The sequence below is a fragment of the Streptacidiphilus alkalitolerans genome (genome assembly GCF_042511045.1).
In the GTDB taxonomy this organism is placed as follows: Bacteria; Actinomycetota; Actinomycetes; order Streptomycetales; family Streptomycetaceae; genus Streptacidiphilus; species Streptacidiphilus alkalitolerans.
The window spans coordinates 1-21,356 of record NZ_JBHEZX010000006.1 but is presented as its reverse complement, the minus strand read 5'-3'; the positions used below and the strand labels follow the sequence as shown (position 1 = coordinate 21,356).

The window sequence follows — 21,356 nt, the reverse complement described above, 5'->3', positions numbered from 1 at the left end:
TGGTGAGTAAGGGCGTGCGGCAGATGTCGGCAGGGGTCGCGGAGGTTCCGGCGCGGTTGCGCCAGGCGCGGGTGGCGCTGCTGGTCAGCTACCTGGCCCAGGGGACGGTGTTCGCCCTGCTGGTGACCCGGATCCCGGCGATCCAGAAGCAGTACGGGATGTCGGACGGCGTTCTGACGATCTTTCTGGCGGCGGTGCCGATCCTGGCCGGGGTCGGCAGCATCTCGATGGAGTGGGTGGTCAAGCGGACCTCCCCGCGCGCGGTGCTCCGCATCGTGCAGCCGCTGACCTGCCTGACCCTGGTCGGGGTCGGGGCCGGCGACCAGAAGTGGCAGGCCGCGGTCGCGATGGCGGCCTTCGGCCTCTGCGTGGGCGGGCTGGACGCGAGCCAGGCCATGTCCGGGGTGGCGCTGCAGCACCGCAACCACGGCCGCAGCATCATGCAGGGCTTCTACGCCGCCTACAGCCTCGGCGGCATCATCGGCGCCTCGCTGGCCTGGTCGGGGGCGCACTGGCACCTCGGTCTGCTGCTGCTGTTCGGGACCACCGCGGCGGTGGTGATCCCGGTGGTGATCGTCGCCAGCGTGTACTACGCGGGTCCGGCCGAGCTGGGCCACGCGGTGGAGGAGGCGGCCGAGGCCGCCGCCCGCTCGATCCCCTGGAAGCCGCTGCTGCCGCTCTGCCTGGCCATGTGCGTGGCCTACATCGGCGACGCCACGGTCTCCAACTGGAGCGCCAAGTACCTCCAGGACGGGCTGCACAGCTCGGACCAGATGTCGACGCTGCCGTACAACGCCTACATGGTGGTGATGCTGCTCGGCCGGCTGTTCGGCGACGGGCGGATCCAGCGCTGGGGCAGCGTCCGTACCGTGCAGCTGGGCACGGCGGTCTGCGCGCTGGGCTTCCTGCTGGTCGCGGTCGCGCCCGGCGACTGGACCGCGGTGGTGGCGTTCGGCCTGGTCGGCCTGGGGATCAGCGTGGTGGTGCCGCAGGTGTTCGCGGCCGGCGGCCGGCTGTTCCCGGGCGCGTCGGACGCCGCGGTGGCCCGGCTGAACATCTTCAACTACGTGGGCTTCCTGGTGGGGTCCCCGCTGGTGGGGGCGCTCGCGGGGGGTCTGAGCTACCGGATCGCGATGCTGGTGCCGATGGTGCTGGTGCTGCTGATCCTGCTGGTGGCCAAGTCCTTCGGGGCTCCGGCGGTGGCGCTGGCGAAGGCCGATACCGTGGCGGTATGACACCGCAGCCGCAGCAGCTGGACCTGTTCTGGGACGAGGCCGTCACCCGCTACGACTTCGGCCGGGGCCACCCCATGGACCCGGTGCGGCTGGCGCTGACCATGTCGCTGGTCCGGGCGTTCGGGCTGGACCGGCTGCCCGAGGTCACCGTCCGGGCGGCCCCGGCGGCCGGGGACTCCACGCTGGCGCTGGTGCACGACCCGGAGTACGTGCGCGCCGTGCGCGAGGTCTCCGCGACCGGGGTCGCCGACCCGGCGCACGGTCTGGGGACCGAGGACAACCCCGCCTTCGCCGCCATGCACGAGGCGTCCGCGCTGATCGCGGGCCAGTCGGTGGCCGGCGCCGACGCGGTGTGGACCGGCGGCGGGCGGGCGGTGAACTTCGCCGGCGGGCTGCACCACGCCATGGCCGGCAGCGCCTCCGGCTTCTGCGTCTACAACGACGCCGCCCTCGCGGTGGCCCGGCTGCTGGAACTGGGCGCCGAGCGGGTCGCCTACGTGGACGTGGACGTGCACCACGGGGACGGGGTGGAGCGGGCGTTCTGGGACGACCCCCGGGTGCTGACCGTCTCGCTGCACGAGCACCCGCGCACCCTGTTCCCGCAGTCCGGCTGGTCCGAGGAGATCGGCGGCCCGTCCGCCGAGGGCGGCGCGGTCAACCTCCCGCTGCCGGCGGGCACCGGGGACGCCGGGTGGCTGCGGGCCTTCCACGCCGTGGTGCCGCCGCTGCTGGCGGCCTTCCGTCCGCAGGTGCTGGTCAGTCAGCACGGGGCGGACACCCACCTGGAGGACCCGCTGGCGCACCTCGCGGTCAGCCTGGACGCCCAGCGCGCGGTGGCCGCCGCCCTGGCCGGGCTGGCCGACGAGCACGCCGCCGGACGCTGGCTGGCCCTCGGCGGCGGCGGTTACGCGGTGGCCGACGTGGTCCCGCGGACCTGGACCCACCTGGTCGCCATCGCCGCCGGGCACCCGATCGCCCCGGAGACGGCGGTCCCGGAGGAGTGGCGGGCCGAGGTCTACCGCCGCACCGGGCAGCAGGGGCCGCGGCGGATGACCGACGGCATGTCGGCCGCCTGGAAGGACTTCGAATCCGGCTACGACCCGGCCGACCGGCTGGACCAGGCGGTGCTGGCCACCCGCAAGGCGGTGTTCCCGCACCACGGGCTGCTGCCCTGACCGTGCCCGACCGTGCGCCGGGGGTTTCCCTGACGGCTACTCAACCGGGCTCCGGCGCTGGGACACTGACCGGGTGATCAAAGCAGAGGAGCTGTACGACCATCTGGTCGAGCACCGTATCGCCGGACGGGTCGCCACCCCCCGGGAGAACAACCTCGGCAAGTACGCCCGCTTCGGCCGCCGCGATCCCGACGTCCTGTTCGGGCTCGACCCCGAGGGCGAGTGGACCGCCGCCGACGTGCTGGCGCTGATGGCGCGGCGCTGCGGGGTCTCGCCCGACCCCGAGCACCGGTACGGCCAGGACACCATCGACCCTCGGCTGACCGTCGAGGCCCTGGACCGGGTCGCCCTCGCGGTGGCCAGGACCGCGGCGAACCGGGGCTCGGTGCTGCTCGGCACCGGCCACCCGCAGCACCTGGCCGGATTCCACTCGGCGCTCGGCGAGGCGCTGCGCGCCGCCGGATGCGCTGTTCTCACTCCGGCGCACCCAAGTCACTTCCCGATGCACCACGCCCAGGAGGTGGAGTACTGCGCCTTGGAGTTCCGCCAGCGGGTGGGGGTCGTCAGGGTGTATGAAGGAGCACCTCCCGCAGCCGGGACGGCCTCCGCCGAGGAGGTCGCGGCTGCGCTGGGGGCGCTGTCCGAGCCGGTCCACACCCACTCCCCGCAGCCGGTCAGGATAGCCCTGGCAGCCCTCGCCGAAGCCGGTGAGGCCCTGCCTGACCTGGTCATCGGCGACCACGGCTGGGCCTGCGGGGCCGGCCGCCTGGGCGTTCCCGCGGTGGGTCTCGCGGACAGCAACGACCCCGCGGTGTTCGTCGGCGAGGCCGAGGGCGAGGTCGAGGTGGCCGTTCCGCTCGACGACGGCGTGCGACGGGACTGCTACGAACTACTGAGCGCCTACGTACTGCAACAGGCTGGTATGTCTCAGTAATCTCCGACCGCTCACCCCTCTTCCCACTAGTACCACCCGCACCTACTCTGGGTATACGCGTGTGCTGGCTGGAGTCACCGGAGGGGAAGCCGGTGCCCGTCACACGGATAAGGGTCGGTGTTGTCATGGCGTCTGGAGAGCGGCCTCTGAACGAGGTCAACTTCCTCACCGTGGCGGAAGTCGCCTCGGTGATGCGAGTGTCGAAGATGACGGTGTACCGCCTGGTGCACAGCAGTGAGCTGCCTGCGATCCGCGTAGGCCGCTCCTTCCGGGTTCCGGAGCAGGCGGTCCACGACTATCTTCGCGAGTCCTACGTGGGACGGGAGACCGCGTAGGTCGGACAGGGAGTCAGACTGACGAGAAGCGCAGCGCCACACACGGTCCGGCCGGGGTGTCCCATCCCCGGCCGGACCGCTTCGGTCCGGGGCCCGGCAGGGTCCCTCGGGGGCGGATTACTCCTCAGAGCCAGGGTTGGGTACGCTGGTGGCTTACGTCAGTCGTTTGGACTCTGACTCCCGCTCCTGCGGGTTTGTCCAGTGAGTGAGGGTTGTCAGTGGGTTCCGTAATTAAGAAGCGCCGCAAGCGTATGGCCAAGAAGAAGCACCGGAAGCTTCTCAAGCGCACGCGAGTTCAGCGTCGCAACAAGAAGTAAGGACCTCAGGGTCTCCGCCACTGCCCGCTCCGACGCTAATGTCGGAGCGGGCAGTGGCGTATCCGACGCTTTGTCCGACACGTTCAGGCAACAGGGGCGCGGTAGCCTCAACCCGGAGAGGTCTCGGGAAGGGACTGTCCATTGGGAAAAGTCGTGCTCGTCACCGGGGTCGCCCGGCATCTGGGCAGCCGCTTCGTCCAGGAGCTCCGCCGGGAGCCCGGCGTCGACCTGGTGGTCGGCGTGGACCTGCAGCCCTCCGCGCACGATCTCAGCGGACCCGAGGAAGACACCGAGCTGGCCGGCTACACCTTCGTCCGCGCCGACATCCGCCGGCCCACGGTGGCCCGGGTGATCGCGGAGCACGACGTCGACACCGTGGTGCACCTCAACGTCAGCACCACCATGCTCGGCTCCACCAGCCGGTCGACGGTCAAGGAGACCAACGTCATCGGCACCATGCAGCTGCTCGCCGCGGTGCAGAAGGCGCCGACGGTCAGCCGGCTCGTGGTGAAGTCGACCACCAGCGTGTACGGCTCCGCGCCACGCGACCCGGCGGTGTTCCACGAGCGGATGCAGCCCAAGGTGCTCCCCAGCGGCGGCTTCGCCAAGGACGCGGTGGAGGTCGAGGGCTATGTCCGCGGCTTCTCCCGGCGCCGCCCCGACGTCGCGGTGTCGGTGCTGCGCTTCGCCAACATCGTCGGCCCGCACGCCGACACGCCGCTGGCCGAGTACTTCGCGCTGCCGGTGCTGCCGACCGTGCTCGGCTACGACCCCCGGCTGCAGTTCATCCATGAGGACGACGCGGTGGAGGTGCTGCGGCTGGCCGCGATGGAGCCGCGGCGTGGCATGATCAACACCGGCACCTTCAACGTCGCCGGCGAGGGTGTGATGGTGCTGTCCCAGGCGGCGCGGCGGCTGGGCCGGCCCACCGTGCCGATGCTGCTGCCGGCGGTCAGCTGGGTGGCCGGACTGGCCCGGCAGACCCGGCTGCTGGATTTCTCGCCCGAGCAGATGCGGTTGCTGACGCACGGTCGGGTAGTCGACACCACACAGCTGCGGGAGACCTTCGGCTACCTCCCGCGCTACACGACCGAGCAGGCGCTGGCCGACATGGCCCGCGGCACCCGCTCGGGCCTGCTGCCGCCGGCCCAGGTGGCCGGCTGGACATCCCGGGTGGCGGAACTACTGCCGAACGGCGGAGGGAAGAAGCGATGAGCTCGGCAGGAGAGACGGCCGACGGTGTCGGCGAGGTCCGGGCGAAGGTGATCCCGATCGGTACCGGACGGAGCGGCGGCGGCTCCGGGGCGTCCAAGCGCAAGCACAGCGGCGGCAGCGGCAGCACCGAACCGGTCCAGCTGCACCCGGTGGTGGAGCCGGAGCCGGAGGCAGCACCGGAGGCCGGGCCCGAGGCCGCGGCGGAGGAGCCGTCGCCCGGCGGTTTCGCGGACGCGGTGGCCGGGGCGGTCGGCAAGGCCCTGGCCGGGCCGACCGGCGCCCTGGCCGGACGGCTCTTCGGCAAGGGCTGGGAGGACAAGGCGGCCGGCGGCCTCAACTTCCTCCGGCGCAGGCTCACCGGCGAGTACGAGGTCGACGAGTTCGGCTTCGACGCCGAGCTGACCGAGAAGGTGCTGCTCACCGCCGTCCGTCCGCTCGCGGACAAGTACTTCCGGCTGGAGGTGCGCGGCGCCGAGAACCTGCCCACCGAGGGCGGGGCGCTGGTGGTCGCCAACCACTCCGGGGTGCTGCCGCTGGACGCGCTGATGACCCAGGTCGCGATCCACGACCACACCGCCACCCAGCGCCATCTGCGGATGCTCGCCGCCGACCTGGTGTTTGTGCTGCCGGGCGTCAATGAGCTGGCCCGCAAGGCCGGTCACACCCTGGCCTGCAACGAGGACGCGCAGCGGCTGCTGGAGCTGGGCGAGATCGTCGGCGTCTGGCCGGAGGGCTTCAAGGGCATCGGCAAGCCCTTCGCCGACCGCTACAAGCTGCAGCGTTTCGGCCGGGGCGGCTTCGTCTCCTCGGCGCTGCAGGCCGGGGTGCCGATCATCCCCTGCTCGATCGTGGGCGCGGAGGAGATCTACCCGATGATCGGCAACGCCCGTACCCTGGCCCGGATCCTGGGCCTGCCGTATGTGCCGATCACCCCGACCTTCCCCTGGCTGGGGCCGCTGGGCGCGATCCCGCTGCCGACGAAGTGGACCATCCAGTTCGGCGAGCCGATCCCCACCGACAGCTACCCGCCGGAGGCGGCGGAGGACCCGATGCTGCTGTTCAACCTGACCGACCAGGTCAGGGAGACGGTGCAGCACACGCTCTACCAGCTGCTGGTGCAGCGCCGTTCGGTGTTCTTCTGAGCTGATGGCAGAAGGCCCGCAGCGGGGGAGACGCTGCGGGCCCTACCGCTGTGTGCTCAGCTGCCGGAGACGCCGAGGCCGAGGCCGGGCAGCAGTCCGGGCAGCAGCGGTGGGATGGTGACGCTGTTGCCGCTGGGCGCCGGCGTGGGGCCGCCGTCCGTCCCGCCGTTGCGGTCGGCCGCCGTGGGCGAGGCCGAGGGCGCGGGGTCGAGCAGGCCGCCGACACTGCCGACCAGTCCGCCGGTGCCCTGGGTGGTGGGCCCTGCGGTCGCGGTGGCGCCGCCGTGGCTGCCGGTGCCCTGGGTGGTGGCACCCTGCGGGGCGCCGGTGGCGCCCTGACGACCGCTGCTGACGGCCCGTCCGCTCTGGCCGGACCCGCCGGGAGCGGAACCGCCGCTGTCGCCCGGAGCGCCGGACCCGCCCTGGGTGGCGGCGAGGTGCAGCGGGGCGAGGTCCTCGCTTATTCCGCTGAGCAGGGTCTGCACCTTGCCGGTGACCGGGTCGAGCCGACCGTCGAGCTTGGGCTCGATCGCGGCCAGCCGCTGCTGCTGGGAGCCGGCGAAGTGGGCCAACTGCTGCATCGGGGCCAGCGAGTGGTTCTGGGCGTAGATCGCCTTCAGCAGGTCGCGGCCCTGGCTGCCCTCGGTGTTCATGTCGGTGAGGGCCCGGGACACCTCCGCCAGCAGGTGCGGGCTGAGGGTCTCGCCGGGGCGCTGGTGCGCGGTCAGCTTCTGCGCCTCGGTCATCCGCTGGGTGGCCTGGTCGAGCAGCAGCCTGCCGCGCTCGGCGTCCGAGCCGGCCAGGTTGAGCTGCCAGTCCTCCAGGCCGCGCTTCATCCCGTAGAGCGCGTCGCCGGGGACGGCGGAGGTGCTCGCGGCGGCGACCCCGCCGAAGGTGCCGAGGGCCACGCCCGCGGCGAGGCCGCCGACGACGAGCCTGCGGCCCCAGCGGGTGTTGGGACGGAACCGGCGGGCGGCCTCGGTGGCGCGGTGGGCCCCGCGGCTGCGCTGCTCGGGGACGACCGACGCGCCGCCGCCACCGGCGAAGGCGCGTTCGAACTCGGCCATCAGCAGCGCTCGCTGGTCACGCTTCACGGCGGGGTCCAGCACGGGTACGGGGGTGGCCCGCAGCTCCTGGACGGTCGCCACCATCTCGGTGAACTGACCCTCCTGCTGGCCTGCCGCCGTAGTGCTGGGGCGATCCTCCACAGCGTCGGCGAAGGCTCTCGCCCTACGGTGCTCAAGCACGTTGGCTGTCATGGGCAGCACCTCCTCTCGTCGATGTCGACAACTCGGCCGACCGGACGGTTGCGCAGTCGTGCCAGGAACCACCCCAAAGGGTGATGCGGGGCCCCAAGGGGCTTTGCACTCTGCGCAACGAGCCGTGGGGATGCTCGGTTACGCACGCATGATCACTCGGGTGACGTCTCATCAGTATGAGTGGATACCTGTCATCGTGCGTCGCTGGGAAGCAGTCGGGCGAGTGTTCGCACCGCCCGGTACTGGAGGGTCTTGATCGCGCCCTCGTTCTTGCCCATGATCCGCGCGGTCTCGGCCACGGACAGGCCCTGCAGGAAGCGCAGTCGGACGCACTCCTGCTGCTGCGGGTTGAGCCGGTGCACGGCGTCCAGCAGCGCGGCGTTGGACAGCGACTCCAGCACCGAGTCCTCCGGGCTGCGCTCGCACTCGTTGGAGTCGAGCATCTCGCCGGTGGTGACCTCCAGCCGGAAGCGGCTGGACTTGAAGTGGTCCGCGACCAGGTTGCGGGCGATGGTGACCAGCCAGGCCCCGAAGTCCCGGCCCTGCCAGGTGAAGGTGCCGATCCGGCGCAGCGCCCGGAGGAAGGTCTCGCTGGTCAGGTCCTCGGCCGTGGCCTTGCTGCCGACCCGGTAGTAGATGTACCGGTAGACCGTGTCGGAGTAGTGGTCGTAGAGCCGCCCGAACGCGTCGCTGTCGCCCTCCTGCGCCTTCTCGACCAGCTTCATGATCGGGTTGTCGGCGCTCGGCGCCACCTCGTCCTTGTCCCAGGTCCTGGTCCGGGAGGTGGCCGGGGAGGTGCGGGTGCGCAGCGCGACCGAGGTGCGCTGCGGCGGGGCGGTGCGTAGGTCCGCGCCGATGCCGGCGAGGACGGGTGCGGGGGCAGGCGTCAGCAGCGGGGACAGCTGTTCGCTTACCAGGGCGCGCAGCAGCCCCAGGCCGCCGGTGGTGCCGTCGGGGGCCAGGGAGGATGCAGGCGCGTCGTTCCGGACGTGTGGGTACACGGGACTCCCAGAGGCAGAACTGTTGCAGAACCTTTTTGTGCAATGCGGCAGTGCGGGCCCGCTCGCCCAGCGTGGGACACATGGGCTCCGGCGTGCGTCTGACGAGGATAACGCTTCGTGCAACAACCGCTACACCCTGTTGCTAAATTCGCCGCTTCAGTCACACCTGTCACCGGTTGGTGGCACAATGTGACCGACTATGCCAAGCGGAATCCGGCCTACTATGTCGATTTTTGACCGCATATCAGCGGTAAGTGAACGACCGACCCGGGATTCCCGCTGATCGGTCAGGCTGCTCCAGGAATTTTTGTCCGGTCGTACCGATCAGAAGCGATCAGCGCCGACGGTTGCGGTAGAGCGCCACCGCGGCGGCGGTTCCGCCGGCCGCCGCGCCCAGGCCCGCAGCTGCGGGGATGCCCACCCTGGCCGCCTTCCGCCCGGTCCTGAAATCGCGTACCCGCCACCCCTGCTCCCGGGCGTGGCGCCGCAGTTCCGCGTCCGGGTTGATCACATAGGGGTAGCCGACCAGGGACAGCAGCGGGATGTCGTTGGAGGAGTCGCTGTACGCGGCGCAGCGGTCCAGGTCCAGCCCCTCGCGCTGCGCCAGCGCCTTCACCGCCTCGGCCTTGGCGGGCCCGTGCAGGGTCTCGCCGACCAGGCGGCCGGTGTAGACACCGCCCAGCGCCTCGGCGACGGTGCCCAGCGCGCCGGTCATGCCGAGCCGGGCGGCGATCACCCTGGCCGCCTCCACCGGGGCCGCGGTCACCAGCCAGACCCGCTGGCCCGACTCCAGGTGCATCTTCACCAGGGCGCGGGTGCCCGGCCAGATCTTCTCGGCGATGTACTCCTCGAAGATCTCCTCGCAGATCGCCTCGAGGTCGGCGACCCGGTGGCCCTGCACGATGGAGAGCGCGCTCTCCTTGGCGTCCGCCATGTGCCCGGCGTGCTCCGCGCCGTGCAGCCGGAAGTACGCCTGCTGCCAGGCGAATCGCAGCAGCTCGCGGTGGCTGAAGAACTTGCGCTTGTAGAGCCCGCGGCCCAGGTAGAAGATCGCCGCGCCCTGGACGATGGTGTTGTCGCAGTCGAAGAAGGCAGCGGTGTTCGGCTCGGCCCCGAGCGGTGCGCCGGGCTCGTCGTCGACGACCGCGGCCTCCGCCGCCGCGGCTGCGGCGGAGCCGGCGAGTACGGCGGAGGAACGCTTCTCCTGGGAAAGCTTTCGCAGCCTGGGCATACCGCGAGCATAGCCAGCGGAGCGTTGCGAGCCGGTAACCGGTGGGAGGCAGAATGGGGGAGTGACTCCCCTGCTGCGTCGTGAACCGAAGAAGTCTCCTGCCGAGCATCTGATCACGCTGATCGGGAAGCCCGACTGCCATCTCTGCGAGGACGCCCGCGCGGTCGTCTCCCGGCTGGCGGACGAGCTGGGCTTCTCGGTGCAGGAGTTGAGCATCAACGACGATCCGGAGCTGTACCGGAAGTACTGGGAGCAGATCCCGGTCACCTTGATCGACGGCAGGCAGCACGACTTCTGGCGGGTGGACGAGGCCCGCCTGCGCAAGGCGCTCGGGGCGTAGGGCTTTCAGGCAGGGCCGCACAGGGCACGATGCGGTGACGAATGTCCCATGGTTCGGTCATCAGCTTGTGGGATCCGCTGTTTGTGCGCTTACCATCGAGACGTTTTGTGCCGAGGGGGGCGGTCCGGGTCACCACTGACACCGGTCCCTGAACCCTGAGGAGTGGAACCGTGCCCAGCCCGACCGCCCCGCCCCGGGGCCTCGCCGTGGTCGATGTCGAGGCCAGCGGACGGGTCCCCTGGCGGCACCGGGTGGTGGAGGTCGGCGTGGTGCTGCTGGACTACCCGCTGCTGCGGGTGGTGGGCGAGTTCAGCACCCTGGTCGACCCCGGCGGCCCGGTCGGTCCCAGTGAGGTGCACGGCATCGCCCAGCCGGACGTGGTCGGCGCCCCTTCCTTCCGCGAGCTCGCTCCCCAGTTGCTCACGCTGCTGCGCGGACGGTTGCTGGTCGGCCATCACGTCCGCTGCGACCAGGAGTTCATCCGGCGCGAGTTCGCCAGGACCGGGACGGTCCTGCCGGACGCCCCCTCGCTCTGCACCATGGCGCTGGCCGACCGGGTGCTGGGCCTCGGACCGAGGTCGCTGGGCGCCTGCTGCGAGGCGGCGGGCTTCCCGCTGGTCGACGCCCACACCGCGCTCGGCGACGCCAGGGCCGCCGCTGAGCTGCTGCGACGCTGCCTGGCGACCCCCGAGGGCGGGGCCGTGGCGCTGGGCCGACTGGTCGGGGCGGCGGCCGGAGTGCCCTGGCCGAGGCCCGCCCGCGGCACGGGCCGTACCGTCCCCGCCGCTGCCCGTGCCACCCCGCGCCCGGGTGCGCGCCCCGCGCTTCGCCCCGGCGTCCCCGCTGCCGCCGCCGCGGCGACCCGGGCGCGGGTTCTGACGGGGTGCGCGTGATGCGCGTCACTCCCCGTGGACAAATCGGACACCATCTTTGTGCACACGTTCACAAACGCATAGCCTGGCGTTCGCAGCCCAGCTTCACCCGGCTTCACCCCTCAGGGCTCGCGTGCCGGACCTCAGCCACCTGGGGTTCACGCGGGGGTACGGGGGGTCGCCCCCCGAGCAGTTGGAGCACCCACAGGAGCACCGTGGCAACTGGACGTACCACCCCAGCCTCTCCGTCCCCAGGAGGCGCCTCCCGGCGCACCCGGGCCCGGGGCATTCCTGATGCGACGGTCGCGCGGCTGCCGCTCTACCTGCGTGCCCTGACCGCGCTCTCCGAGCGCTCGGTGCCGACCGTCTCCTCCGAGGAACTGGCCACCGCGGCCGGGGTCAACTCGGCCAAGCTGCGCAAGGACTTCTCCTACCTGGGCTCCTACGGGACCCGCGGCGTCGGCTACGACGTCGAGTACCTCGTCTACCAGATCTCCCGCGAGCTGGGCCTGACCCAGGACTGGCCGGTCGTCATCGTCGGCATCGGGAACCTCGGCCACGCGCTGGCCAACTACGGCGGGTTCGCCTCCCGCGGGTTCCGGGTCGCGGCCCTGCTGGACGCCGATCCGGCGCTGGCCGGGCAGACCGCCGCGGGCCTGCCGGTCCGGCACATGGACGAGCTGGAGGAGATCATCCGGGCCGAGCACGTCTCGATCGGTGTGATCACCACCCCGCCCGGCGCCGCCCAGCAGGTCTGCGATCGGCTGGTCGCGGCCGGGGTGACCAGCATCCTCAACTTCGCCCCCACCGTGCTCTCGGTGCCGGAGGGCGTGGACGTGCGCAAGGTCGACCTGTCGATCGAACTGCAGATCCTCGCCTTCCACGAGCAGCGAAAGTCCGGTGAGGACCATCTCGCCGACGACGGTCCCGCAGTAGTCTCACGGCCTGGGGCAGGAGCGAAAGCAGTTGCCGCTGCGGCTGCCCGTGCTGTCTCCCGCGCTCGCGGCAAGGCCGCGGCTGCTGCCGCCGCCGAGCCCGGGGACGGCGACGACGGCGACCTGCCGGCGGTGATTCCGGCATGAGCGTTCAGCAGGGCACGAGCCTGGGAAGCGGGGCAGCAGCGTGAGCCTTCTGGTACTGGGCCTCAGCCACCGCACCGCGCCGGTGGGGCTGTTGGAGCGGGCCGCGCTGACCGGCGACGCCCCGCAGCGGCTGCTGCACGCCGCCGCCGCGGCGGCCCCGGTCGGCGAGGCCGCGCTGGTCGCCACCTGCAACCGGATCGAGCTGTACGCCGACGTGGACAAGTTCCACGCCGGGGTCGCCGACCTGTCCGTGCTGCTGGCCGAGCACAGCGGGGTCGACCTGGAGGAGCTGACCGCGCACCTCTATGTGCACTACGAGGACCGGGCCGTGCACCACCTGTTCTCGGTGGCCTGCGGCCTGGAGTCGATGGTGGTCGGCGAGGGGCAGATCCTCGGCCAGCTGCGGGACGCGCTGGGCCTGGCCCAGGAGCAGCACACCGCAGGACGCGGCCTCAACGAGCTGTTCCAGCAGGCGCTGCGGGTCGGCAAGCGGGCGCACAGCGAGACCGACATCGACAAGGCCGGGCAGTCGCTGGTCAGTTTCGGCCTGGAGCGGATCGCCGAGGGCACCGGACCGGTCGCGGGCAAGCGGGCGCTGGTTGTCGGCGCGGGCTCGATGAGCTCGCTGGCGGCGGCGACCCTGGCCCGGGCCGGAGTGGTCGAACTGGTCATCGCCAATCGGACGCACGATCGGGCCGAGCGGCTGGCGGCGACCCTGGGCGCCCGGGTGGTCCGGTTCGAGGAGGTGGCCTCGGCCATGGCCGAGGCCGACCTGGTGGTCTCCTGTACCGGGGCGGCCGGCATCGTCCTCGGGGCGGAGCAGATCGCCGCCGCCGTCGCCGGACGCGGTTCCGGATCGCCGCTCGGCGTCCTGGACCTGGCCCTGCCCCGGGACGTGGACGCCGCCGTACAGGCCCTGCCCGGGGTGCACCTGGTGGACCTGGAGACCCTGGCCGAGTCCGCGCAGGCTGCGAACGACTCGGGTGGGCATGCCGGCGCCCTCGACGTCGACGCGGTCCGCCGGATCGTCGCGGCCGAGGTCGACGCCTTCGGCGCGGCCCAGCGGGCGGCGGCGATCACCCCGACCGTGGTGGCGCTCCGGGCGATGGCCTCCGAGGTGGTCAGCTCCGAGCTGGAGCGGCTGGACGGACGGCTCCCGGAACTGGACCCGCGGGCCAGGGCCGAGCTGGCGCAGACCGTCCGCCGGGTGGTCGACAAGCTGCTGCACTCGCCGACAGTGCGGGTCAAGCAGCTGGCCGGGGAACCGGGCGGGGCCTCCTACGCCGAGGCGCTGCGCGAGCTGTTCGACCTCGACCCGGCCGCGGTACAGGCGGTGGCAGGCGCCCCGATCTCCCTGCCGGCAAGGCTTCCACTGCAGGTGGCGGGGGGTGAGCTGGGATGACGGACCGTCAGCCGCAGGTCGGCGGACGCGCGTCCGCCGACCCCGGGCGGACGTTCGGGGGCCTGCCCAGCACGCTAGCAGTGGCAGGGGGCAGCTCCATCGGCGGGGGCCGGTCGGAGCAGCGCAGTACACCGAACACCGATAACGAGCACGACCGGGATGATCATGTCATGAGTGGCCGACCCAACAGCCCCGAGCCGGATCCGGGCGGGCCTCCGCTGCGCCTCGGCACCCGCCGCAGCGCCCTGGCGACGGCCCAGTCCGGGCAGGTCGCCGAGGCGGTGTCCGCCGCCACCGGCCGCAGGGTCGAGCTGGTCGAGATCACCACCTACGGCGACACCTCCCGCGAGCAGTTGGCGCAGATCGGCGGCACCGGGGTCTTCGTCTCCGCGCTCCGCGACGCGCTGCTGGACGGTTCCATCGACTTCGCCGTGCACTCGCTGAAGGACCTGCCGACGGCCGCCCCGGACGGGCTCGCGCTGGCCGCGGTCCCGCTCCGCGAGGACCCCAGGGACGCCCTGGTCGCCAGGGACGGGCTGACCCTGGACGAGCTGGTCGGCAAGTGCGTCCAGGCCCCGGCCAGGATCGGCACCGGATCGCCCCGGCGGACGGCCCAGCTCAACGCCTGGGCCGCGGCGGCCGGGGTGCGGATCGAGACCGTGCCGATCCGCGGCAATGTCGACACCAGGATCGGCCTGGTGCACTCCGGCCGGCTCGACGCCGTGGTGCTGGCCGCCGCCGGACTGAGCCGGCTCGGCCGGCTCGGCGAGGCCACCCAGATCCTGGACGCCGACCTGATGCTGCCCGCCCCCGGACAGGGGGCGCTGGCCATCGAGTGCCGGGCCGGCGACACCGCCCTGACCGCCGCCCTCGGCGTGCTGGACGACCCGGTGACCCGGGCCGCGGTCACCGCCGAGCGCGCCCTGCTGGCCGCGCTGGAAGCCGGCTGCTCCGCCCCCGTGGGCGCCCTCGCCTCAGTACAGCGCCGTACTGACGGCCTCAGTGCTGACGCCGACACCGCCCTCGAACTGAGGGCGCTCGTCGGCACCGTTGACGGTTCGTCCGTCGTGCAGTTGTCCGTTACCGGCGCCTTCGGGCCCGAGGCGGCTTCCGAGCAGGCAGCAGCGGCCCTGGGCCGCGAGCTGGCGGCCCGGATGCTCGCCGCGGGCGCGGCCGGCCTGATGGGGGAGCGTGTCCAGTGAGCCCCACTAAGCATTCAGTCGTCCCGGCGGGCTCACGCCCGACCGGCCAGGTCACCTTCCTCGGCGCGGGGCCGGGTGATCCGGGTCTGCTGACGCTGCGCGCCGTGGAGGTGCTGTCGGCCGCGGACGTCCTGGTCGCCGACCCGCTCACCGCCGCGGCGGTCCGGCTGCACTGTCCCGCCGGAGTGGAGCTGCACGACGCCGGGTCGGACGGCTTCGCCCTGGACGGCGCCTTCGGCGGGGACGGGGCCGCGGCGATCACCCGGCTGTTCCCGGCCGTGCAGGCCGGACGGCATGTGGTCCGCACCGTGGACGGGGACCCGGGCCTGGACGGCCGGGCCGCCGAGGAGATGCTGGCCTGCGCGCAGGCCGGGATCCCGTTCCAGGTGGTGCCGGGCGTGGCCCAGTCGGTGGGCGTCCCGGCCTACGCCGGGGTGCCGCTGCGGGCCGGCGCGGGCACCGACGTCCGCTTCGTGGACGCCTCGCACTGCGCCCCCGACGCCTACGACTGGTCCAACCTGGGCGGCTGCGACGCCACCCTGGTGGTCCGGACCCGGCTCAGCTCGCTGCCGCTGTCGGCGACCGCGCTGGTCGCCTCGGGACGGAAGCCGGACACCCCGGTCTCGGTGACCCTGGAGGGCACCACCACCCGGCAGCGCACCTACACCGCCACGCTGGCCACGCTGGCCGCCGAGCTGAAGGCGGCCCGGGTGCTGCCCTCGCCGGTCTCGGCGCCGGTGAACCCGGCCAGCTGTGTGATAGCCGTCGTCGGTGAGCAGGTGACCAGCCGGCCCACCCTGTCCTGGTTCGAGACCAAGCCGCTGTTCGGCTGGAACATCCTGGTGCCGCGCACCAAGGACCAGGCCGGCGCGCTCTCCGAGCAGCTGCGCTCCTACGGCGCGGTGCCGTCCGAGGTGCCGACCATCGCGGTCGAGCCGCCGCGCACCCCGCAGCAGATGGAGCGGGCCATCAAGGGCCTGGTGACGGGTCGTTACGAGTGGATCGCCTTCACCTCGGTGAACGCGGTCAAGGCGGTCCGGGAGAAGTTCGAGGAGTACGGCCTCGACGCCCGTGCCTTCGCCGGGATCAAGGTCGCCGCGGTCGGCGAGACCACCTCGCAGGCCCTGGTCGACTTCGGCGTCAAGCCGGACCTGGTGCCGACCGGCGAGCAGTCCGCCGCCGGACTGCTGGAGGACTGGCCGCTGTACGACCCGGTGTTCGACCCGATCGACCGGGTGCTGCTGCCGCGGGCCGACATCGCGACCGAGACCCTGGTCGCCGGACTGGTCGAACTCGGCTGGGAGGTCGACGATGTGACGGCCTATCGGACGGTACGGGCCTCGCCGCCGCCGGCCGAGACCCGGGAGGCGATCAAGGGCGGCGGCTTCGACGCGGTGATCTTCACCTCGTCCTCCACCGTGCGCAACCTGGTCGGCATCGCCGGCAAGCCGCACAACGTGACCGTGATCGCCTGCATCGGACCGGCCACGGCCAAGACCGCCGAGGAGCACGGCCTCCGGGTCGACGTCCTCGCCCCCGCCCCGTCGGTGGCGGCGCTGGCCGAGGCCCTGGCAGACTTCGGCGCGGCGCGGCGCGACGCCGCCACCCAGGCCGGCGAACAGGTCTACCGCCCCAGCGAGCGGCGCCCCGGCTCCCGCCGCAAGGCCCGGTAGTAGCCAGAACTGAAGGCAGATGTCCGACCATGCACCCACCTAGGGGCGCGGGGAACTGCGCGACCAGCCATGCACCTCCGTGACGGTTGCTCGCGCAGTTCCCCGCGCCCCTAAGGTGATTGCAACTTGATCCAGGAGAGTGTGATGGACGTTCAGGTTCCTGTGGTGCGACCCCGACGGCTCCGTACAACCCCGGCGGTGCGGCGCCTGGTCGCAGAGACCCGGCTGCACCCGGCGGAGCTGATCCTCCCGCTGTTCGTCCGCGAGGGCATCACCCAACCGGTGCCGATCGGCGCCATGCCCGGCGTGGTCCAGCACACCAGGGACACCCTGCGGAAGGCGGCCGTGCAGGCGGCCGAGGCGGGCGTCGGCGGCCTGATGCTCTTCGGCATCCCGGAGGTGCAGGACGCGATCGGCTCCGAGGGCACCAACCCGGACGGCATCCTGCAGCAGGCCATCCGCGACGTGGTGGCCGAGGTCGGCGACCAGCTGGTGGTCATGTCCGACCTCTGCCTGGACGAGTACACCGACCACGGCCACTGCGGCGTGCTCGCCGCCGACGGGACGGTCGACAACGACGCGACGCTGGTCCGCTACGCGGAGATGGCCGTGGTCCAGGCCGAGGCAGGGGTCCACATGGTCGGCCCCTCCGGCATGATGGACGGTCAGATCGCGGTGGTGCGCGACGCGCTGGACGCGGCGGGCTTCCAGGACACGGCCGTCCTGGCCTACACCGCGAAGTACGCCTCGGCCTTCTTCGGCCCGTTCCGCGAGGCGGTCGGCTCGTCGCTCAGGGGCGACCGCAAGAGCTACCAGCAGGACCCGGCGAACGCCCGGGAGGCGCTGCGGGAGCTGGAGTTGGACCTGGCCGAGGGCGCGGACCTGGTGATGGTGAAGCCGGCCATGGCCTACCTGGACATCCTGCGCCAGGTCGCCGACGTCAGCCCGGTGCCGGTGGTCGCCTACCAGGTCTCCGGCGAGTACTCCATGGTGGAGGCCGCTGCGGCGAACGGCTGGATCGACCGGGAGCGGACGATCATGGAGACGCTGACCTCGATCCGCCGGGCCGGCGCCAACCAGGTGCTCACCTACTGGGCCGTCGAGGCCGCGGCGATGCTGCGCGGCTGACGGCGGTTGCCGACCGCATGACAAAGCGGTCGGTGCCGGGATCCGCCTGCCCCGGCACCGACCGCTTTCGACCCTTCTCGACCTGCTCGACCAGCTGAATTCGTAAGCTCAGCCGATCAGGTGGGAGAGTGCGCCGTCGCCCTCGCCCTGCGTGGTGTGGCCCACGTTGCAGATCTGGTGCTGCTGCTGGTTCAGGATCGGCACGTCCGCCTGGACCGGCACGAGGCCGACCTGCACGTGGTGGACCTCGGGCAGGCAGATGTTGGGGTTGTCCGCCGTGTGGAACGACGGGCTGTTGTTGCCCCAGGTGCCGGTGGCGTTGGTGCCGCCGTCGCCCTGCAGGGAGGTGGCGTTGCCGTCGGCGTTGCCGATCGCGGCGGCCGAGCCCATGGACACGGCGATGGCGGAGAGCGCCAGACCGGTGGTTGCGATGGCCTTCTTCAGCATGGTGGGACTCCTCTGTGGGTGTGGGGGGTGGAGCAGGATCAGCCGATGAGGTGCGAAGCCGCGCCGTCGCCCGTGCTCTGGGTGCCCTGGCCGACGTTGCAGGTCTGGTGCGACTGCTGGTTCAGGACCGGGACGTCGACCTGGACCGGGACGAGGCCGACCTGCACGTGGTGGATCTCCGGCAGGCAGATGTTCGGGTTGTCCAGGAAGTGGAAGTTCGGGCTGTTGTCGCCCCAGGTGCCGGTGGTGTTGGTGCCGCCGTTGCCCTGGAGGGAGGTGGCGGAGCCGTCCGAGTCGCCGATGGCGGCAGCGGAGCCGGCGGCCATGGCCAGCGCGGCGGCGGCGAGGGAGGTGACGGCGATTGCCTTCTTCAGCATGGTGCTACTCCTTGTGGCGTTGGGTGGGCGGGGTGGACAGCTCAGCCGATGAGGTGGGACAGCGCGCCGTCGCCGTTGCCCTGGGTGGCCTGGCCGACGTTGCAGGTCTGGTGCAGCTGCTGGTTGCCCACGGGGACGTCCGCCTGGACCGGGACGAGGCCGACCTGCACGTGGTGGATCTCCGGCAGGCAGATGTTCGGGTTGTCCAGGAAGTGGAAGTTCGGGCTGTTGTCGCCCCAGGTGCCGGTGGTGTTGGTGCCGCCGGCGCCCTGGAGGGAGGTGGTCGAGCCGTCCGAGTCGCCCAGGGCGGCAGCGGAGCCGGCGGCCATGGCCAGCGCGGCAGCGGCGAGGGAGGTGACGGCAATGGCCTTCTTGAGCACGGGAGATCCTTCGCTAGATGGGGATGACACACGTTCTGATCGAGCAGGGGGAGCGACCAGCGAAATGTGCGGGAGATGCGCGCTCACGACCGACTGCTCACTCGACCTAACGAACGGCCGCCGACCGGGGTCACCTTCTTCGTTATTTCCGCGCCGAGATTCACCCGTTCCGTGTACTTCTCCGCGTTTCGGCGTGGCGTTCAGGTGATCCCGCGCATTGTTTCGTTTCGTCGCTCGTTCACGCAGAATGTCAGGCCTCTTTCCTGGGCAGGAAAACTCCATACGAATGGGAAATATATGAAATTCAGTGCGCGAGCAGCCGTGGTCGCCCTCACCGCGTGCGCCGGCCTGGGGGCGGCTGTTCAGACCACTGCGGCGGCGGCTGTGAACCCGGACCGGCTGGAGGCGGCGGAGCAGGCGGCGGCTGCGACGCGAGTGCCCTTCGACCTGCCGCTGGGCAGCGCGGTGCAGTCGGTGACCGGTGACGCCTCGTCGGCCGGGCTGCACGGCTCCATGTCCGGCCTGCCGATCGTGCCGCCGTCCCCGGTGGTCAAGGAGAGCCACTCGTTGATCCCCGACCCCCTGCTGCCGGCCCTCGGCTCGCCCCCGGCCACCCCGGACCTGAACCTGGTCGCCCCGGTGGTGGGCGGGGACGGTTCGCTGCAGCCGGACGGGCTGGTGATGTCGCTTCCGCAGGCCCCGATGAAGGCGGTGGGAGCGGCGGCCTCGGTCGGGCAGCCGATCACCGCGACCGGCGGCGACGAGGTGGTCGACCTGACCCGGCTTCAGCCCTCGGTCACCAGCCCCCAGGTGGAGACCGCGCCCAGCGGGTTCATCAGCCTGGACCAGCGGACCATGAACCGGCCGCTGGACCGGACCGTGGACGAGTTCCTGACCACCGCGGCGGCGACGGCGCAGGTGCTCGCCCAGCGCTGAGCGGCGCGCCCGCGAACGGGAAAGGGGCCCGGCCACCGCAGTCGCGGCGGCCGGGCCCCTTTCCCGTCGGCGGGTCAGCCGCCGGGGAGCACCTTGGCCAGGCCGCCCACCAGCGGCAGGCTGTCCAGCCCGCCGCCCTGGCTGAGCGAGCCGGTCACCGCGGTGGTCGACAGCGGCTTGACGCCCGGCTGGTCCGGCTGCAGCGCCACGCCGTTGGAGAGCGGGTCGGCGGAGGACGCGGCCAGCGGGTCCAGCCGCAGCGTCTTGAGCGGCGCGGCCGCGTAGTCGGTGGCCCCGGTCAGGCCGGCCAGCGCGGGCCCCACCTGGGGCTGCTGGAGGGAGGTCACCGGCACGCTGCTCGCCGTCGGCTCCGCCGCCCAGGCGGCGGCAGGTTGCACGGCCAGCGCGCCGAGGACGAGGAACGCACCGGCGGCGAGACCGCTCGGCAGTGGTACTGCGCCCATGGAGGGTCCGATCTGTGCGGGCACCGCGGTGCCTGACCGCGGTACCTGGGTGAGCGGGGGAGCGGGGATGCCCCTCGACGCGGTCGCGTCGAGGGGCATCCGTCCTGACGGCGGGGGCCGATCAGCAGTTGGGCTCGTTGACGCAGGTGTTGCCGAAGGCCGGGTTCAGCGCGCCGATGACGTTGACGCTGTCGCCACAGACGTTGACCGGGACGTGGACCGGGACCTGGATCAGGTTGCCGGACAGCACGCCGGGGGAGTGCGCGGCCGCACCGGTGGCGGCGCTGTCGGCGGAGGCCGCTCCGGCGCCGGCCATGACGGTGCCGAAGACCGCGAGGGAGAGGACAGCGGCCTTCTTGATGTTCTGCATGGGGGGCTCCTAGTCACGCGAGTTGCAGACGGTGCGCATGCGCGCACCGGACGGGCTTGGTCAGCTGTTGCTGCAGGTGTTGCCGAAGGCCGGGTTCAGCAGCGCGATCACGTTGACGGTGTTGCCGCAGATGTTCACCGGGACGTGGACCGGAACCTGGATCAGGTTGCCGGAAAGGAAGCCGGGGGAGCCGGCGGCGGTGCCGATCGCACCCGCGTCGGCGACGGCGGAACCCGCACCGGTCAGGGCGAGGCCGGCCGCGACGGCGGAGAGAACCAGGGCCTGCTTCATCTTGCGCATGGAGGATCCTTTGTTTTCCGTCCGTCCCCTACGGATCGGACACTGTGCGAACGAAGGCAGGGGGTCCGGGGATACGCGCGGCCGGGAACATCCACTCGTGTAGCCGAGTATTACCGCATTCAGGTGAATTCTGTGTTCGACCCGAATCCGACAGCCCGGCAGGGGCGTTGAGCGGCATGTGCCTTCCTGTCGGGCACAGTCGTTTCGGACAAAATTATGGAGTAGTAATGAACAACGTCGTCAAGGGTGCCCTTGTCACCATCGCCGCGGCCGGTGTCATCACGGGCGGTGCCGGCGCTGCCTTCGCCAGCTCGCAGTCCGCGGGTGACGCGGTCGCCTCCCCCGGTGTCGCCTCCGGCAACAACGGCCAGGTCCCGGTTCACGTCCCGGTCAACGTCTCGGGCATCAGCGCCAATGTGATCGGCGCCCTGAACCCGGCCTTCGGCAACTCGGCCGCCAACGCCGGCTGACCTTGGGTACTTCCTGAAGCGGGCGGCAGACCATCCTTCCGGTGGTCGGCCGCTCTTCTCTGTCCCGGT

25 protein-coding genes are annotated in these 21,356 nt (G+C 71.9%); 16 read left to right on the top strand and 9 right to left on the bottom strand.

Features of this window, described 5'->3' with window-relative positions:
* The first annotated feature begins 23 nt into the window (after window positions 1-23).
* The 7 genes from ACEZDG_RS15185 to ACEZDG_RS15155 all read left to right on the top strand — a co-directional run bounded on the left by ACEZDG_RS15185 (window position 24) and on the right by ACEZDG_RS15155 (window position 6,353).
* Window positions 24-1,235, top strand: a complete 1,212-nt coding sequence (locus ACEZDG_RS15185) for an MFS transporter (protein ID WP_380508648.1) — start codon at window positions 24-26, stop codon at window positions 1,233-1,235.
* Window positions 1,232-2,410: an acetoin utilization protein AcuC gene (locus tag ACEZDG_RS15180; RefSeq protein ID WP_380508645.1), complete on the top strand. Its 1,179-nt coding sequence runs from the start codon at window positions 1,232-1,234 to the stop codon at window positions 2,408-2,410. Before ACEZDG_RS15185 ends, ACEZDG_RS15180 begins: the two co-directional genes overlap by 4 nt.
* A gap of 73 nt (window positions 2,411-2,483) precedes the next feature.
* Window positions 2,484-3,344: a phosphatase gene (locus ACEZDG_RS15175; RefSeq protein ID WP_380508642.1), complete on the top strand. Its 861-nt coding sequence runs from the start codon at window positions 2,484-2,486 to the stop codon at window positions 3,342-3,344.
* A gap of 125 nt (window positions 3,345-3,469) precedes the next feature.
* Window positions 3,470-3,679 (top strand): helix-turn-helix domain-containing protein, encoded by a 210-nt coding sequence (locus ACEZDG_RS15170; RefSeq protein ID WP_030261033.1) that lies wholly within the window; start codon window positions 3,470-3,472, stop codon window positions 3,677-3,679.
* 218 nt (window positions 3,680-3,897) lie between these two features.
* Complete coding sequence (locus tag ACEZDG_RS15165; RefSeq protein WP_003948845.1) at window positions 3,898-3,996, top strand: 30S ribosomal protein bS22; 99 nt, start codon at window positions 3,898-3,900, stop codon at window positions 3,994-3,996.
* 141 nt (window positions 3,997-4,137) lie between these two features.
* Window positions 4,138-5,211: an NAD-dependent epimerase/dehydratase family protein gene (locus ACEZDG_RS15160; protein ID WP_380508636.1), complete on the top strand. Its 1,074-nt coding sequence runs from the start codon at window positions 4,138-4,140 to the stop codon at window positions 5,209-5,211.
* Window positions 5,208-6,353, top strand: a complete 1,146-nt coding sequence (locus tag ACEZDG_RS15155) for a lysophospholipid acyltransferase family protein (RefSeq protein ID WP_380508633.1) — start codon at window positions 5,208-5,210, stop codon at window positions 6,351-6,353. Before ACEZDG_RS15160 ends, ACEZDG_RS15155 begins: the two co-directional genes overlap by 4 nt.
* A 56-nt stretch (window positions 6,354-6,409) precedes the next feature.
* On the opposite strand, the gene ACEZDG_RS15150 is transcribed toward ACEZDG_RS15155, so the two are convergent.
* The 3 genes from ACEZDG_RS15150 to ACEZDG_RS15140 form a co-directional block, all read right to left on the bottom strand.
* Window positions 6,410-7,612 (bottom strand): DUF5667 domain-containing protein, encoded by a 1,203-nt coding sequence (locus ACEZDG_RS15150; protein ID WP_380508631.1) that lies wholly within the window; start codon window positions 7,610-7,612, stop codon window positions 6,410-6,412.
* Between the two features lie 191 nt (window positions 7,613-7,803).
* Complete coding sequence (locus ACEZDG_RS15145) at window positions 7,804-8,613, bottom strand: ECF subfamily RNA polymerase sigma factor, BldN family (protein ID WP_380508628.1); 810 nt, start codon at window positions 8,611-8,613, stop codon at window positions 7,804-7,806.
* 334 nt (window positions 8,614-8,947) lie between these two features.
* A complete protein-coding gene (locus tag ACEZDG_RS15140) occupies window positions 8,948-9,844 on the bottom strand; it encodes an HAD family hydrolase (RefSeq protein WP_380508625.1) in 897 nt (298 codons plus the stop codon).
* A 61-nt stretch (window positions 9,845-9,905) separates the two neighbouring features.
* On the opposite strand from ACEZDG_RS15140, the gene ACEZDG_RS15135 reads away from it, so the two are divergent.
* The 7 genes from ACEZDG_RS15135 to hemB all read left to right on the top strand — a co-directional run bounded on the left by ACEZDG_RS15135 (window position 9,906) and on the right by hemB (window position 17,543).
* Window positions 9,906-10,184 carry a glutaredoxin family protein gene (locus ACEZDG_RS15135; RefSeq protein ID WP_380508622.1) on the top strand — a complete coding sequence of 93 codons (279 nt, stop codon included), beginning with the start codon at window positions 9,906-9,908 and terminating at the stop codon, window positions 10,182-10,184.
* 170 nt (window positions 10,185-10,354) lie between these two features.
* On the top strand, window positions 10,355-11,077 hold the full coding sequence (locus ACEZDG_RS15130; RefSeq protein WP_380508619.1) for a 3'-5' exonuclease: 723 nt from the start codon (window positions 10,355-10,357) through the stop codon (window positions 11,075-11,077).
* Window positions 11,078-11,271: 194 nt separating this feature from the next.
* Complete coding sequence (locus ACEZDG_RS15125; RefSeq protein WP_380508616.1) at window positions 11,272-12,138, top strand: redox-sensing transcriptional repressor Rex; 867 nt, start codon at window positions 11,272-11,274, stop codon at window positions 12,136-12,138.
* A 40-nt stretch (window positions 12,139-12,178) separates the two neighbouring features.
* Window positions 12,179-13,540, top strand: coding sequence for a glutamyl-tRNA reductase (locus ACEZDG_RS15120; protein ID WP_380508613.1), 1,362 nt, complete (start codon window positions 12,179-12,181; stop codon window positions 13,538-13,540).
* A 170-nt stretch (window positions 13,541-13,710) separates the two neighbouring features.
* A complete protein-coding gene (hemC, locus tag ACEZDG_RS15115) occupies window positions 13,711-14,742 on the top strand; it encodes a hydroxymethylbilane synthase (protein WP_380508610.1) in 1,032 nt (343 codons plus the stop codon).
* The gene (locus ACEZDG_RS15110) at window positions 14,739-16,415 is read left to right on the top strand and encodes a bifunctional uroporphyrinogen-III C-methyltransferase/uroporphyrinogen-III synthase (RefSeq protein WP_380508606.1); all 1,677 of its coding nucleotides are present in this window, start codon (window positions 14,739-14,741) and stop codon (window positions 16,413-16,415) included. Before hemC ends, ACEZDG_RS15110 begins: the two co-directional genes overlap by 4 nt.
* Window positions 16,416-16,559: 144 nt before the next feature.
* Window positions 16,560-17,543: a porphobilinogen synthase gene (gene hemB / locus ACEZDG_RS15105; RefSeq protein ID WP_380508604.1), complete on the top strand. Its 984-nt coding sequence runs from the start codon at window positions 16,560-16,562 to the stop codon at window positions 17,541-17,543.
* A 108-nt stretch (window positions 17,544-17,651) separates the two neighbouring features.
* Here hemB and ACEZDG_RS15100 read toward each other — a convergent pair whose 3' ends face one another.
* From ACEZDG_RS15100 to ACEZDG_RS15090, 3 genes are read right to left on the bottom strand one after another with little or no spacing between them, the layout of a single operon-like run.
* On the bottom strand, window positions 17,652-17,990 hold the full coding sequence (locus tag ACEZDG_RS15100) for a rodlet layer protein (RefSeq protein ID WP_380508601.1): 339 nt from the start codon (window positions 17,988-17,990) through the stop codon (window positions 17,652-17,654).
* Between the two features lie 38 nt (window positions 17,991-18,028).
* Entirely contained in the window at window positions 18,029-18,367 is a 339-nt protein-coding gene (locus ACEZDG_RS15095; protein ID WP_380508598.1) for a rodlet layer protein, read from the bottom strand.
* A 41-nt stretch (window positions 18,368-18,408) separates the two neighbouring features.
* The gene (locus tag ACEZDG_RS15090; RefSeq protein WP_380508595.1) at window positions 18,409-18,747 is read right to left on the bottom strand and encodes a rodlet layer protein; all 339 of its coding nucleotides are present in this window, start codon (window positions 18,745-18,747) and stop codon (window positions 18,409-18,411) included.
* 297 nt (window positions 18,748-19,044) lie between these two features.
* Between ACEZDG_RS15090 and ACEZDG_RS15085 the strand changes: the two genes are divergently transcribed.
* The gene (locus ACEZDG_RS15085; protein ID WP_380508592.1) at window positions 19,045-19,683 is read left to right on the top strand and encodes a hypothetical protein; all 639 of its coding nucleotides are present in this window, start codon (window positions 19,045-19,047) and stop codon (window positions 19,681-19,683) included.
* Between the two features lie 74 nt (window positions 19,684-19,757).
* Here ACEZDG_RS15085 and ACEZDG_RS15080 read toward each other — a convergent pair whose 3' ends face one another.
* The 3 genes from ACEZDG_RS15080 to ACEZDG_RS15070 all read right to left on the bottom strand — a co-directional run bounded on the left by ACEZDG_RS15080 (window position 19,758) and on the right by ACEZDG_RS15070 (window position 20,808).
* Window positions 19,758-20,147 carry a hypothetical protein gene (locus tag ACEZDG_RS15080; protein ID WP_380508589.1) on the bottom strand — a complete coding sequence of 130 codons (390 nt, stop codon included), beginning with the start codon at window positions 20,145-20,147 and terminating at the stop codon, window positions 19,758-19,760.
* A 121-nt stretch (window positions 20,148-20,268) separates the two neighbouring features.
* Entirely contained in the window at window positions 20,269-20,517 is a 249-nt protein-coding gene (locus tag ACEZDG_RS15075; RefSeq protein WP_380508586.1) for a chaplin, read from the bottom strand.
* A gap of 60 nt (window positions 20,518-20,577) precedes the next feature.
* The gene (locus ACEZDG_RS15070; protein WP_380509793.1) at window positions 20,578-20,808 is read right to left on the bottom strand and encodes a chaplin; all 231 of its coding nucleotides are present in this window, start codon (window positions 20,806-20,808) and stop codon (window positions 20,578-20,580) included.
* A gap of 236 nt (window positions 20,809-21,044) precedes the next feature.
* Here ACEZDG_RS15070 and ACEZDG_RS15065 point away from each other — a divergent pair, with 236 nt between their 5' ends.
* A complete protein-coding gene (locus ACEZDG_RS15065; protein WP_380508583.1) occupies window positions 21,045-21,287 on the top strand; it encodes a chaplin in 243 nt (80 codons plus the stop codon).
* Window positions 21,288-21,356 lie beyond the last annotated feature (69 nt).

Coding starts and splice junctions, on each gene's coding strand:
- ACEZDG_RS15185 (WP_380508648.1), top strand. CDS start 24: ATGTCGGCAGGGGTCGCGGAGGTTCCGGCGCGGTTGCGCCAGGCGCGG.
- ACEZDG_RS15180 (WP_380508645.1), top strand. CDS start 1,232: ATGACACCGCAGCCGCAGCAGCTGGACCTGTTCTGGGACGAGGCCGTC.
- ACEZDG_RS15170 (WP_030261033.1), top strand. CDS start 3,470: ATGGCGTCTGGAGAGCGGCCTCTGAACGAGGTCAACTTCCTCACCGTG.
- ACEZDG_RS15155 (WP_380508633.1), top strand. CDS start 5,208: ATGAGCTCGGCAGGAGAGACGGCCGACGGTGTCGGCGAGGTCCGGGCG.
- ACEZDG_RS15150 (WP_380508631.1), bottom strand. CDS start 7,612: ATGACAGCCAACGTGCTTGAGCACCGTAGGGCGAGAGCCTTCGCCGAC.
- ACEZDG_RS15140 (WP_380508625.1), bottom strand. CDS start 9,844: ATGCCCAGGCTGCGAAAGCTTTCCCAGGAGAAGCGTTCCTCCGCCGTA.
- hemC (WP_380508610.1), top strand. CDS start 13,711: ATGAGTGGCCGACCCAACAGCCCCGAGCCGGATCCGGGCGGGCCTCCG.
- hemB (WP_380508604.1), top strand. CDS start 16,560: ATGGACGTTCAGGTTCCTGTGGTGCGACCCCGACGGCTCCGTACAACC.
- ACEZDG_RS15100 (WP_380508601.1), bottom strand. CDS start 17,990: ATGCTGAAGAAGGCCATCGCAACCACCGGTCTGGCGCTCTCCGCCATC.
- ACEZDG_RS15095 (WP_380508598.1), bottom strand. CDS start 18,367: ATGCTGAAGAAGGCAATCGCCGTCACCTCCCTCGCCGCCGCCGCGCTG.
- ACEZDG_RS15085 (WP_380508592.1), top strand. CDS start 19,045: ATGAAATTCAGTGCGCGAGCAGCCGTGGTCGCCCTCACCGCGTGCGCC.
- ACEZDG_RS15080 (WP_380508589.1), bottom strand. CDS start 20,147: ATGGGCGCAGTACCACTGCCGAGCGGTCTCGCCGCCGGTGCGTTCCTC.
- ACEZDG_RS15075 (WP_380508586.1), bottom strand. CDS start 20,517: ATGCAGAACATCAAGAAGGCCGCTGTCCTCTCCCTCGCGGTCTTCGGC.
- ACEZDG_RS15070 (WP_380509793.1), bottom strand. CDS start 20,808: ATGAAGCAGGCCCTGGTTCTCTCCGCCGTCGCGGCCGGCCTCGCCCTG.
- ACEZDG_RS15065 (WP_380508583.1), top strand. CDS start 21,045: ATGAACAACGTCGTCAAGGGTGCCCTTGTCACCATCGCCGCGGCCGGT.